The organism is Caballeronia sp. INML1, assembly GCF_023631085.1.
Classification (GTDB): Bacteria; Pseudomonadota; Gammaproteobacteria; order Burkholderiales; family Burkholderiaceae; genus Caballeronia; species Caballeronia turbans.
The window spans coordinates 1-13,013 of the sequence record NZ_JALQDT010000086.1 but is presented as its reverse complement, the minus strand read 5'-3'; the positions used below and the strand labels follow the sequence as shown (position 1 = coordinate 13,013).

Below are 13,013 nucleotides of genomic sequence, written 5' to 3'. Positions count from 1 at the left end.
ATACGGAACTGCGCTGCGGGCTTCTCTGAACCTCTCACGCCTAGCCGTGGCCCCCTACCGCGCGAGCGGTTTCGTTCCCCGACCGACTTCGGTCAGACGCCCCTCCGCAAAGCGGTCAGTCAACCGAATCAGCGTTTTGCGGACTGGAGCACCGTAAAGCGGACGTTGTCGACCTCACCAAATCGGCCATTCCCTCGGCGTCAGACAATCAGCGTCCGGACTACCTGTATTACGGACATTGCTGACTGGATTCGCTCGGCCCGCGCCGCGATGCATGGCCTAAGCGGGTGCGGTTTAACGCTTCGACACGGTCGCACGCGCCGACACGCCGTCCGTCGAAGGTTGCATGGGCAAATTCTGACACGATGAAATCCGCGAACGCGCGCGCTGACGGTTTGGCGGCCCGGCCTGCTGGCAGAACGACGTGGACGTCGCCGGATCCAATGTCCCAGCCGCCGAGCACTCTCACGAGCGCCCCGTTCCGTAGCTCTTCAGCGCTGCTTCGACGCTCGAAGCGGGCAATGTCACTGGCGAGTTCGGCGAGCCTCAGCGTGTCGCCGCGGCAAACCTCTCGCGAGCACTGGGCGCGAGCCATCCGTTCTGCCAGAGTATCTACACGTCTAGATAAGTACATGGCCGGGATGTCGGGCCCCGTCGGTTTAGCGGATCGCGTAAATGAATTCGCAGAACGCAATACTTGCCCCGAGCTTTCGCGACAGGTCTGAGGCAGCGTTGAGTTGCAGTGCGGTCAACTCGCCGGTCTTGTGGGCCGCGTTGAGTCTCGACGCAGGTCCAGAAAGACTAAGGGCGGCCATGAACTTGTCCGATGCTCCAAAAATCGGGGTGGCGAACGCGGCGGTATGTTCATCTCGCGCGCCTGAAGTGAAGAGCGGCAAGGAAGGAGCTTTCTCGTAAAGCGGCTCGCCTAGTCCCCAGTATCTCAGCACCTGGCTGATCGCCGTGTCATCCAGAGGCAAGGATGTTCCGGCAAGCCTGGTCTCTCTCAGACCCTCAGACGGTTCCACTCGGAAAAGGCAAAGGCGCTGCTTCTTGTCGATGACGTAATACGACGCGCTCTCCTTCGTCGAGATGGCAAGGGAATGCAGGATCGGTTCGACGATCGTGGAGAGGTGGAAAGACTGCTCGTACAGCTTTCCAAGATACAGAACCCGATGACCGAGAGAGTAGGACCCTGCTTCGGACCGCACGACATACCCCATCCGTTCGAGCGAGTTCATCAGCCGATAAACCGTCGTCTTGTGCATGCCCGACGCTTGCGCGAGCGCGGCCAATGAAAGCGACTCCACACCTGGTTTGAAGCAATCGAGCAGCGAAAGCGCCTTTTCGACCGCTGCCACACCTTCGTTTCCCACGTTCGTTCCCCCCGTCGCTTGTCTCCTCGCCGCATTTTACACAGTAAAACGTCGGTCACGAAGGTTTATACAGTACAACGGCGTTGCACGGTGTAAAAGGGTTAACGCCGATGGCATCGCGCTGAGGCCATGATTAATATAATTTCATGATGTACACCATAGTTGTACTAGATACAACTTCAATTCGAGGTGATTCCAAATGAGCACGATGTCCAACTCTTCCATCAACCGCAGTGTCGAGCGTGTGAGCCCTGAACTCGTCGAGGACGCTGCCAAATTCCAAGCCGCCATCCTCGCCGACGTGGCTGGCCGCCGCGGTACGCTCAACGGCCGCGTAAAGCCGCTCGCGCCGACGATGAAGGTAGCGGGACCCGCCGTCACCGTCGAAGTGCGGCCGGGCGATAACCTGGCTATCCATGCAGCGCTCGCTGTGGCCAAGCCGGGCGACGTGATTGTGGTGGATGGAAAGGGCGACGTCAGCTGCGCCCTGATCGGCGAGATCATGGCGACTCAGGCTCACGCCACAGGTATCGCGGGCTTCGTCATCGACGCCGCGGTGCGCGACTCGCACGAACTGGCGCAAGGCGAGTTTCCGGTGTTCTCGGCCGGCCTCAATCCGTGCGGACCGACCAAGAGCGTCGCAGGCCGCGTCAACTTCCCAATTTCGGTGGCGGGCGCCAGCGTCAATGCAGGCGATCTCATCGTAGGCGACGCTGATGGCGTCGTCGTGATTCCGAAGGAGGACGTTGCGCGCATTGTCGAACTCGCGCAAAAGAAGCTCGACGCCGAAACCGCCCGTATCGCGGCGATCCGCAAAGGCGACACGCGTGCCGGCTGGCTCGAGAAGGAACTGCGCGCGGCGGGCATGCTCGCGGAAGGCGAGGTGCTGTAATGGCCGCGAATTCTGCAAAGCCCGTGCTGCTGGTGACGGCAGCGGACCTCGCTCCACAAGCGCTGGAGATGCTCGACGATTTTGAGCTCGTGTTCGCCGGCAAGCAGCCGACGGAAGACGACGTCGTCGCGCTGTGCGCACAGCACAAGCCGGTTGCCATCATCGTTCGGTACGGCAAGGTAAATGCCCGCATCATGGATGCGGCCGAGAACCTCCAAGTCATCTCCAAGCACGGCAGCGGCATCGACGTAATCGACCAGGAAGCCGCCGCTGCACGCGGTATCGCGGTTCGCGCGGCTACCGGAGCCAACGCCGCGGCCGTGGCGGAGCACGCGTGGGCGCTGATCCTGGCATGCGCGAAATCGGTTCCTCAACTCGATGTGCGGATGCGCGCGGGTCATTGGGACAAGTCGACACACAAGTCCTTCGAACTCGAAGGACGCACGCTCGGACTCGTCGGGCTGGGTGCGATCGGCCGTCGCGTCGCGAAGGCAGGTCTTGCTTTCGGCATGCAGGTTCAGGCGTTCGACCCGTTCGCGAAGGAGACACACGAGGGCGTAATGCCCGTGTCACTCGAAGACATCTATTCCACGTCGGACATCGTTTCGCTGCATTGCCCGCTCACCGCGGAGAACCGCGCCATGCTGAATCGTGAAGTGCTGAGCCGATTCAAGCGCGGCGCGATTTTGGTCAACACCGCGCGTGGCGGTCTCATCGACGAAGAAGCCTTGATCGAAGCGCTCGCGAGCGGTCAATTGCGCGCAGCAGGCCTCGATAGCTTCGCCGTCGAGCCGATGACGACGCACCCCTTCCAGTCGGTTCCCAACGTCATCCTTTCACCGCACATCGGCGGAGTGAGCGATGCCGCGTACGTGAACATGGGCAAGGGCGCGGCAGCGAATGTCCTGGCAGTGGTCGCGGAAAACGCGCGCAACGTGGCCTGATTCGGTAAGAGAGGTTAAGCGTGTTCTATCTCACATCGCCCGAAGTCCGCATCGCCGAAGTCTTCACGCGCATGCCGCAAAAGTTCCGTCAGCCGGACATTCAAACGGAATGGGCGCGCGCGAATCGAGGCGGCGTGTCCACGGATTCCTTCCTCGAAGGACCCGTTTGGGATCCTGCGGGCTTTTTGTTCGTGACCGATATCCCACACGGTCGCATCTTCAGGATTTCGCTGGCGGGCGAGTGGGAACTCGTCGCGAAGTACGACGGTGAGCCGAACGGAATGAAGCGTTTCGACGATGCCCATCTGCTCATCACGGACTATCGCAACGGGCTGATGCTGCTCGACATCGCGCGCGGAGAGGTTCGTCCATACCTCGAGCGGCGCAATACGGAGCGCTTCCGAGGCGTGAACGACCTGACCTTCGATTCCGCCGGAAATCTGTACTTCACCGATCAAGGACAGACGGGGCTGCACGATCCGACCGGCCGCGTTTATCGGCTCTCGGCGGGCGGCAAGCTGGACGTGCTGCTCGGCAACTGCCCGAGTCCCAACGGACTGGTGCTGTCGCCCGACGAAAAAGTTCTGTTCGTCGGTATGACGCGGGGCAATTGCGTATGGCGCGTTCCGCTTCAGGCCGATGGTTCCGTGAGCAAGGTTGGCCAGTTCTTTACGTCGTACGGACCGAGCGGCCCGGACGGCCTGACCGTCGATCTCGACGGACGCATCCTGGTCGCCAATCCTGGGCTTGGCCGCGTGTGGGTGCTGAATCATCGCGCCGAACCGGTTGAGATTCTGACGAGCCCGGAGGGCGCTTCGCTCACGAATCTTTGTTACGGCGGCGCCGACATGAAGACGCTGTTCATGACCGAATCGGTATCCGGAACGATTCTGCGAGCCGACATGGCGGTCGCCGGCCCACTGCCCAAGCGAGCGAAGACGAGCTAGTCCGCGCGCTCGACTCATCCAAGCCACGAGAGAAACACGTCGCGCCGAAAAGAGTGCGATGGAGGAGCACACATGAACATATCGCAAAGTGTGAACGGCGCACAAACTTCGCCGATGACCGAAACGAAGCCGGTCCAGAGCATCAGCAGCGAGGAGTACGCCGCGAGCGAGCGCACCCTGGCGAAAGTCTTTCGTCGGATACTGCCTTTTATCTTTGCGTGCTACGTCATCAGCTACCTCGACAGAACGAACGTCGGGTTCGCGGCGTTGACCATGAACAAAGACCTCGGCTTGACGGCCGAGCAGTTCGGGTTCGGCGCGGGCATGTTCTTCATCGGGTATTTTTTGTTCGAGATTCCCAGCAATCTCATCATGCAGAAGGTCGGTGCGCGCATCTGGATCGCCCGCATCATGATTTCGTGGGGAATTCTGTCGATGGCGACGGCCTTCGTCGTCGGTCCGAAGAGCTTCGCAGCGGCACGCTTTCTCCTTGGGCTGGCCGAGGCCGGCTTTACACCCGGCATCTATCTGTATTTCACGCACTGGTTCCCGGGAAAGTGGCGCGCCAAAGTGACGGCAGCCTTTCTCGTCGGTATTCCGGTGGCCAATATCATCGGTTCGCCCATCTCCGGCGCGCTGCTGCAACTGGGCGGCATGCATGGGCTACGTAGCTGGCAATGGCTGCTGCTGATCGAAGGATTGCCTGCGGTCCTTCTCGGCATCGCGTGTCTGTTCGTGCTGGCTGACCGGCCGGAGAAGGCTAAATGGCTTTCCGACGACGAGAAGGCCGCGCTCGCCCGGAGGCTGTCGGCGGAGCAACGTGACATTGGTGCCAAGCACGGCAACAAGCTGCGCGACGCGATGACCAACTGGCGCGTGTTCGTGCTTGCGTTCATCAACTTCTGCGGCATCGTCGGGTCGATCGGCGTCGGCCTATGGATGCCGCAGATCATCAAGCAGCTCGGTGTCGAGCACGCCGTCGTCGGCTGGCTGACCGCGATTCCTTACGTCGCCGGAGCCGTGGTCATGCTGCTATGGGCAAAAATCGCTGCCCGAGCGGCGAACCGAATTCCCTACGTTGCAGGCGCGCTGGTGGTTGCAGCAGCGGCCCTTTGCCTGAGCACATACGTTGACGGCGCCGTTCTCAAGCTGCTGTGCCTGTGCTTCACGGTGAGCGGGATCCTGTCGTTTCAAGCCACCTACTGGGCGATTCCGTCGGGCTTTCTTACGGGCCGGGCGGCGGCGGGAGGTCTCGCGTTGATCGTGTCGGTCGGCAATCTCGGCGGTTTCGTCGGCCCGTCGATGATCGGTGCACTCAAACAGATGTCAGGCGGTTTCACCGTTCCGTTGTTCGCCATTGCGGCAGTGATGCTCGTCGGTGCGGCGACCATCGCATGGCTCGGCGATCCCGGCGCCAATGCAGGCGAGGCATCGGCGACGCATTAGAAGTCGCGCGCGTCGAACAAACAAAATCTATTACCCACTGTCTGGAGACACCATGTCTTTGAAGAAGGCTCCCAAGAAAGCCAACCTCAACACTAGCTTCTCGCTTGGCGCCGTCGCAGCGGCAAGCCTGGTATTCGGATCCAACCTGGCGCATGCGCAAAGCAGCGTGACGCTCTATGGCATTGCCGATGTCGGCGTCGAATTCCTCAACAACACGACGGCGGGAGGATCGCAGGTCAGGGAAGTGTCGGGCAATCTGTCCGGCTCACGCTGGGGCCTGAAAGGCGTCGAAGATCTGGGCGGCGGCGTGAAGGCCATCTTCCAGTTGGAGAACGGTTTCAACATCAACGACGGCACGACCGCGCAATCGACGCGCGGCCTCGGCGCGAATCCGACGACGACCAGCCGGCTTTTCGGCCGTCAGGCGTGGGTCGGGCTTTCCTACAAGGGCCAGCAACTGACGTTGGGTCGGCAGAACGCCCTTATCTACGAACAGTCGATCGTGTTCGACCCGATGGGCGTGTCGTCCCGCTACTCCGCGCTTTCGCTCGACTACGCGCTGGCCGCGCGCATCGACAACTCCGCCAAGTACACGGGAAAGTTTGGCCCTGTGACGGCCCAGGCGATGTACAGCACGCGCTATGACACAGGATACGGTGCAGAGGTGCCCGGCGCGCTCATCACCGGCCGGTTCTTCAGCGGCGCCCTGACGTATGCGAGCGGCCCGGTTGCCGCGACTGCCGTCTACGAGCAACGCAACAGCAACACGGTCGCGACCAACACGAGCACCGAACGCCGCGCGCTGGCCGCTGCGAGCTACAACTTCGGGCCCGTGACCGCCTACGCCGGCTATCGCTATCTGCGTGCGTCGAATGCATTCCTGCCGACGAATCCGATCGCAGTCGCCAACGGTTCGGAAGCCAATGCCGCCAATCTCTACTGGCTCGGTGCGCAGTACCTGATCACGCCGTCGTTCCAGCTGACTGCTGCCGGCTACTACCACGACGTTCATTCGACGGGCGCGGATCCGTGGCTCGCCGTTCTGAACGCGGACTACTTCCTGTCTAAACGTACGGACCTGTACGCGACCGTCGCATACGCGCACAACAAGGACAATTCGGCGCTCGGCGTGAACGGCTACGGCACGGTCGCAGCGGGCCATAACCAGACCGGCGTCACCGTCGGTCTTCGCCAGAAGTTCTGACGACGCGATCCTGACGAGAAACCGCCGTGCAAATAGTCCATGCCCCTCACTTGCCTGTCCGCGAAGAATGGCTTGCGTTGCGCGAGGAGCCGATCCTCGAGCCCGAGCTTCTGATCGTCGATGCGCACCACCATCTTTGGGATCGTCAGACAGGGCGATACCTGACCGACGAGTTCGGAAAAGATGTGCGATGCGGTCATCGAGTCGTATCGACCGTCTACGTGCAGTGTCGTTCGATGCTGCGCCACGACGGTCCCGAGTCGATGAAACCCGTCGGCGAGATCGAATTCGCGACCGGCATCGCGGCGATGTTCGCAAGTGGAGGGTATGGGCCGGCGCGCGGTTGCGAGGCCATCGTTGGCGGTGCGGATCTCACGCTTGGCGACGCGCTCGAGAGCGTGCTCGAAACGATGCTGGAGGTTTCGGGCGGGCGGTTACGCGGCATTCGCAATCCGCTGGCGTGGCATGAAAGTCCCGAGGTGAGTTCCAGTCCAGTTACTCCACCGCGCGATCTGATGCTCGATTCCGCTTTCGAGCGCGGTGTGAAGACGTTGGCCCGTTTCGGTTTATCGCTCGACGCGTGGGTGTATCACACGCAGTTGGGCGAGTTGTACGAGCTGGCTCGCGCTGCAGCGGATGTGACGGTCGTCATCGACCACTTTGGAGGACCGGTCGGCGTCGGGCCGCACGAAGGCAAGCATGAGCAAGTATTCGCCGACTGGAAACGTGGCCTTGCACGTATGGCGACTCTGCCGAATACACGTATCAAGCTCGGCGGCGCGGGCATGAGCGTATTCGGCTTCGATTTCGCGCGCCACGACTTACCGCCTTCTTCCGAGGATCTCGCCGCCGCATGGCGACCGTACTTCGATACGTGCATCGAATTGTTCGGCGTCGAGCGCTGCATGTTCGAGAGCAACTTTCCCGTCGATAAGGGCATGTTCGGCTACGGCGTCGTGTGGAACGCCTTCAAAAGACTGGCTGGTTCGATGACGCCGCAAGAGAAGGCAGCGCGCTTTAGCAAGACCGCGGCGGCGACTTACCGACTGTCACTTCACGGAGACACATGATGAAGACAAGCGCGAGCCTTGCGCAGATTCGACCCGACAACGAGGTCAAGGGAAAGCGCTACAAGGACATCACCCGCGTCGAATGGCGGTCGCTTTCCCTTGCGGGACTCGGATGGACATTCGAGAGCTACGACTCGTTCCTGCTGTCGCTTCTTCTGCCGACGCTCGCCCTCCAGTTCGGTCTGTCGAAAGCGCAACTTGGGCTGTTCACGAGCATTACGGCAGCGGGGCAGATCGTCGGCGGGATTTTATTCGGCTATGTGTCGGACCGGCTCGGGCGCGTGCGCACGGCCATGCTGTGCATCGGCATCTACTCGCTGTTCTCGGGATTGCTCGCGTTCGCACCGAACGAGCACTGGTTCGCAACGATCCGCTTCTTCGGCGCGTTGGGAATGGGCGGAACGTGGCCGGCCGGCGCGGCGCTGATTGCCGAAACCTGGCATGCGAGCCGTCGGGGCAAGGGCGGTGCCCTCATGCAGATGGGCTTGCCGATTGGCGCGATTCTCGCCATCACGATTTCGGGCATCGTCACGAGCGTCAACGATGGCTTGGGCGGCAATGGCTGGCGAGTGCTATTTCTGATCGGCGCGCTGCCGTTTTTTATCCTCTTCTTTGTCGCACGCAAGACGCCCGAGTCGCCGATCTGGCTTGAGCGCAAACGCGCAAACGCTCAGCCAGCGATCCAGAAAACAGCAATCGACGAAAAGCTCAACGTTCGAGGTCTCGTGACGGCGTTCACGTTCATCTTTTTCCTTCAGTACCTGTATTGGGGCGTGTTCACCTGGACGCCGACATTTCTCGTCGCGGTGAAACATCTCGACTTCGTGCACAGCCTCAAGTTCGTTCTCGCGCTTCAGTTCGGCGCGATCACCGGCTTTCTGTTGTTCTCGGCCTTTGTAGACCGTCTCGGTCGCCGGCCGATGTTCATGGCGTACCTGCTCGTCGGCGCGGCGGCGGTGTTCGGCTACATCATGTCGTCGAGCGCACTGGTTCTGATGGTGGCGATCTTCTTCACCGGCTTCAGCGTGAACGGCATCTTCGCGGGCGCGGGGCCATTTCTCGCGGAGATTATCGGGAATACGGCGTCGAGAGGGTTCTTCATGGGGCTCGCGTACAACGGCGGGCGGCTCGGCGGCTTTATTGCACCATTGGTCATCGGCACGTTGGCGTCGACATCGGGCGGCTTCGTTCTCGGGCTTTCGACGACAATCGTCGCGTTCATCGCGGCGGCCATCGTTGTGTTCTTCGCGCCTGAGACGCGGGGCAAGGCGCTTTCATGAACACGGCCGCACGATCATCGGGCATCGTCAGCCGGCTTTTTCCCGCGCTGACCGAGCCGGCGCTGCGCCGATATCTCAGTGGGCAAGTCGCATCTGTTCTGGGTAGCTGGACGCAGAACGTGACCTTGAATCTGCTCGTTTATCACCTGTCGGGTTCGGCGGCGATTCTTGCCTTGCTGAACTTCCTGCTGTACGGACCGCAATTGATCGTCGCGCCGATCGCAGGTTCGCGGATTCGTTCCGAGAACGCGAGGCGTGTCACGCTTTGCGTGTTGACGGTGTCGCTCGTTCTGACCGGCAGCCTGATCACTTTGGGGACGTTGGGCGTGTTGGGCGTCAAGCTGATCCTCGCGCATGCGCTGGCGATCGGCGTTTCGAGCGCCGTGGAAGTGCCCGCGCGCCAGGTCCTGCTGCTGACGAGCCTGCGAGACGGAACGCTCACCTCCAACGCCGTGGCGATGAACACCATGGTCTACAACGTCGGGCGGATGGTCGGGCCGACGATCGCGGGCTTCGTCTATCCGACGCTCGGACCGCGCGCATCGTTCGCCATCTACGCCTTGGCGCTTTGCTTCATGGCAACGTGCGTGCGTTCGATCCGCGTCTCCGATAAGGCAAGACCGTCTCGCGCTGAAAGCAGCCTGCGCGACGCGGTCGGCTATGTCATGTCGGACGCTTTTTCAGCGCGGTACCTGCCGATTCTGGCGTGCATCGGTTTGTTCGCGGCGAGCTATCAAACGCTAGTGCCGCTGCTCGCGGACAAGGCGTTTCACGACGCCGCACGCTTTACGGGCGTGTTCTTCGCGTGCGCAGGCGCCGGCTCGCTGAGTTCGGCGGTGCTGTTGTCCTCGGCGCTTGGGCCGCGTGCATCGGCTCGGCTCATCGCGTGGGCGCCGTGGTCGGCCATCGCTGCTTTGACGGTCCTCGCGACGACCGATGCAGCCGCCGCGTCCATGCCGGCGTTTTTTATCCTGGGCTTCAGCCTCACCTTCGCCGCTACTTCGACCAATGCAACGATCCAGCGACAGTGTCCGGAACACGTTCGCGGCGGACTCGTGGGCATGTACGGCATGGCCTACAACGGGACCATGCCGTTCGGTTACCTGCTTGTCGGGACGGTATCCGAAGCGCTGGGCGTGCGGCACACATTTGCGGCGATGGCCGTGGTGCTCGCAGTGGGTGTCATTTCCATCGTCTTGTGGCAACGATTCAAGGAACAGCGCTGAGGCGCAAAATAGAGTGGAGACAAACATGCAAGCTACCGGTGTCATGGCGAAATCGGACATTGAGCGCCGCACCATACGGAAGGTCGTATGGCGGCTGATTCCCTTCCTGATGATCTGCTACCTGCTGGCGTTCATCGACCGCGGCAACGTTGGCATGGCGTCGTTGCAGATGAATCACGACCTGGGCATGTCCGCGAGAGTCTTCGGATTCGGCAGCAGCCTCTTCTTCATCTCGTACTTCTTCTGCGAAGTGCCGAGCAATATGGCGCTGCAAAAATACGGCGCGCGAATCTGGATTGCCCGGATCATGATTACGTGGGGCATCGTGTCGGCGGCAACGGCATTGGTGCAGAACGCAACCACCTTCTACATTCTGCGCTTTCTCCTCGGTGCCGCCGAGGCCGGATTCTTTCCAGGCGTGTTGCTGTATCTGTCGTACTGGATTCCTGCGTCGTATAGAGCGCGAATCGTCGCCACGTTCATGGTCGCGATCCCGGCCGCGAGCTTCATCGGCTCACCCATTTCCGCGGCGCTGCTGCAGATGGACGGGTTCTGGGGCCTGCGCGGCTGGCACTGGCTCTTCATCCTCGAAGGCATTCCCACGGTGCTGCTGGGCCTCGTCTGCCTGTTTGTCCTGACGAACAAACCTGCCGATGCAAAGTGGCTCCAGGACGACGAACGGCAGTGGCTCGTCGATGCGCTGGCCAGTGAGACCAAGGCACCCAAGAAGGTGCTCGACATGCCGCTGACGAAGCTCTTTCGCAATCCCTATGTGTTGTGCCTGGCACTCGTTGATACCTGTGCGTCGGCTGCCGGCAGCACCTTGTCGGTCTGGCAACCTCAGTTGCTGAAGTCGTTCGGTCTGTCGGTCATGCAAACGGGTCTCATCAATTCGATTCCCTACGCAGTGGCATCTGTCTTGATGGTCTACTGGGGACGCCGGTCTGACCGTTCAGGTGAACGTCGCTGGCACACTGTCGTGCCGATGCTTCTGATTGGTGGCGGGCTGTTTGCAACCTCGCTGAGCGGCTCGCTCGTGCCGACGATTTTCATGCTGTGCGCAGTGCTCGTGGGTGCTTATTCCTTCAAAGGGCCTTTCTGGGCGCTTGCCACGGACATGCTGTCGAACAGCGCGGTTGCCGCGGGCCTGGCGACCATCAACGCGATCGCCAACCTTCTCGGCGGCGGACTCATGGTCAATGTGTATGGATGGGTCAAGGAAGCGACGGGCAGCTACGCGTTGGCGCTGATGCCGCTCGCGGTCCTCACGCTCGTCAGCGTCGCAACGCTCTTAATGCTGACGCGCAACGGACAGACGAAACACCTGGCACGCAAGACGGAGACCGTCTGACCATGCAAAAAGCGACCAGACGAGGTTTCCTCAAGATGGGCGGGGCGCTGATGGCAGCGTCGACGTTGCGGACGCATGTCCAGGCGATCGAAACATGGTCCAGCGGGTCTGAGCCGCCCTCGTTCCGACTGCCTGCCGGCGCCGTCGATTGCCACATGCATATCTACGACGATCGCTTTCCTGTCGCTCCCGGCACGACGCTGCGGCCGACCAATGCAACGGTGGAGCAGTATCGACTGCTGCAGGCTCGTCTTGGCGTTGACCGAAATGTCGTTGTGACGCCGTCGACCTATGGAATCGACAATCGTTGCACGCTGGATGCGCTGAAGCGAATCGGAAGCAACGCGCGCGGTGTGGCGGTCGTAGACACGTCGGTAAGCGACAAGGAGTTGCACGAACTTCACACGGGCGGCATTCGAGCTATACGGTTCAATCTCAGTTATCCTGGCGCAACAACGGTGGATATGCTGGCGCCGCTCGCGACGCGAATCGCTGAGTTGAAGTGGCATATCGAACTCGTTGTGCAAGGCGTCCGGCTGCCTGAACTGGAAAGCCGTCTCTCGGCGCTTCCTTGTCCGCTGGTGATTGACCATATCGCGCATGTTCCCCGAGCCAGGCGGTCTCACGTCGGAGGCACTGCGCACGGCGCAGCGCCTCGTCGACAAAGGCAACACATTCATTACTCTGTCGGGCCCCTATGTCGATACGAAGACTGGGGCGCCTGCTTACGCGGATGTTGCACCTGTGGCGAAAACGCTGATTAGCATGGCTCCCGAGCGAATGCTCTGGGGCACCGATTGGCCGCATCCGACTGAGAGAGGCGTCAAGCCAGATGACGCAGGGCTTCTCGACACTATCGACGGGTGGATCGACAGATCGGATTGGCAGCAGAAAATATTTGTAGACAATGCCACGAGGCTTTATGGATTCGACTAGAGGCCGACGGTGGTTCGTGAAGACATGCTGCCCGAATTCCTGAGTAACAGAGTACACCGTTATCCGGATAATGATGCGTTTTGGGAGCTTCAGCACTCACGGCCCCGGCGAGTACGGCTCGAGTTCTTACCGATTTGAGTGACTGGAACTCGCCGCTTACAGACGCTGATGAGGGCCGGCGTCGAGTGACCATGTTGGGTCGTAAGTGTGAACTCGCCGATCCGGTCAGTTGCGGTCCTGCTGCCGACGCCGGGAACGTTCGCTGTCCGTTAAGGTTTATTCGATGCCTGCCATCGGCCGCAGAAATGTGCGTGCCGCCGCGCATGTCGGCAGGCGTCGAATAA

The 13,013-nt window shown here is 61.1% G+C and carries 10 protein-coding genes and 1 pseudogene; 10 read left to right on the top strand and 1 reads right to left on the bottom strand.

Annotation, left to right across the window (positions count from 1 at the left end; all coding sequences use genetic code 11):
- Positions 1-659 precede the first annotated feature (659 nt).
- Positions 660-1,373, bottom strand: a complete 714-nt coding sequence (locus NCR38_RS33310) for an IclR family transcriptional regulator (protein WP_061119354.1) — start codon at positions 1,371-1,373, stop codon at positions 660-662.
- Between the two features lie 199 nt (positions 1,374-1,572).
- Between NCR38_RS33310 and NCR38_RS33305 the strand changes: the two genes are divergently transcribed.
- The 10 genes and pseudogenes from NCR38_RS33305 to NCR38_RS33260 all read left to right on the top strand — a co-directional run bounded on the left by NCR38_RS33305 (position 1,573) and on the right by NCR38_RS33260 (position 12,669).
- The gene (locus tag NCR38_RS33305) at positions 1,573-2,265 is read left to right on the top strand and encodes an RraA family protein (RefSeq protein WP_250478506.1); all 693 of its coding nucleotides are present in this window, start codon (positions 1,573-1,575) and stop codon (positions 2,263-2,265) included.
- Positions 2,265-3,209, top strand: a complete 945-nt coding sequence (locus tag NCR38_RS33300) for an NAD(P)-dependent oxidoreductase (protein WP_250478505.1) — start codon at positions 2,265-2,267, stop codon at positions 3,207-3,209. Before NCR38_RS33305 ends, NCR38_RS33300 begins: the two co-directional genes overlap by 1 nt.
- Positions 3,210-3,229: 20 nt before the next feature.
- Positions 3,230-4,156 (top strand): SMP-30/gluconolactonase/LRE family protein, encoded by a 927-nt coding sequence (locus NCR38_RS33295; protein WP_250478504.1) that lies wholly within the window; start codon positions 3,230-3,232, stop codon positions 4,154-4,156.
- Positions 4,157-4,270: 114 nt separating this feature from the next.
- On the top strand, positions 4,271-5,602 hold the full coding sequence (locus NCR38_RS33290) for an MFS transporter (RefSeq protein WP_250478503.1): 1,332 nt from the start codon (positions 4,271-4,273) through the stop codon (positions 5,600-5,602).
- Positions 5,603-5,654: 52 nt separating this feature from the next.
- Positions 5,655-6,806 carry a porin gene (locus tag NCR38_RS33285; RefSeq protein WP_250478502.1) on the top strand — a complete coding sequence of 384 codons (1,152 nt, stop codon included), beginning with the start codon at positions 5,655-5,657 and terminating at the stop codon, positions 6,804-6,806.
- A gap of 26 nt (positions 6,807-6,832) precedes the next feature.
- Positions 6,833-7,876: an amidohydrolase gene (locus NCR38_RS33280; protein ID WP_250478501.1), complete on the top strand. Its 1,044-nt coding sequence runs from the start codon at positions 6,833-6,835 to the stop codon at positions 7,874-7,876.
- On the top strand, positions 7,876-9,156 hold the full coding sequence (locus NCR38_RS33275) for an MFS transporter (protein ID WP_250478508.1): 1,281 nt from the start codon (positions 7,876-7,878) through the stop codon (positions 9,154-9,156). The genes NCR38_RS33280 and NCR38_RS33275 overlap by 1 nt, the downstream gene beginning before the upstream one ends.
- Positions 9,153-10,382 (top strand): MFS transporter, encoded by a 1,230-nt coding sequence (locus NCR38_RS33270; RefSeq protein WP_250478500.1) that lies wholly within the window; start codon positions 9,153-9,155, stop codon positions 10,380-10,382. The genes NCR38_RS33275 and NCR38_RS33270 overlap by 4 nt, the downstream gene beginning before the upstream one ends.
- Positions 10,383-10,407: 25 nt before the next feature.
- Positions 10,408-11,733 carry an MFS transporter gene (locus NCR38_RS33265; RefSeq protein ID WP_250478507.1) on the top strand — a complete coding sequence of 442 codons (1,326 nt, stop codon included), beginning with the start codon at positions 10,408-10,410 and terminating at the stop codon, positions 11,731-11,733.
- Between the two features lie 155 nt (positions 11,734-11,888).
- Positions 11,889-12,669, top strand: a pseudogene (locus NCR38_RS33260) (amidohydrolase family protein).
- Positions 12,670-13,013: the final 344 nt, after the last annotated feature.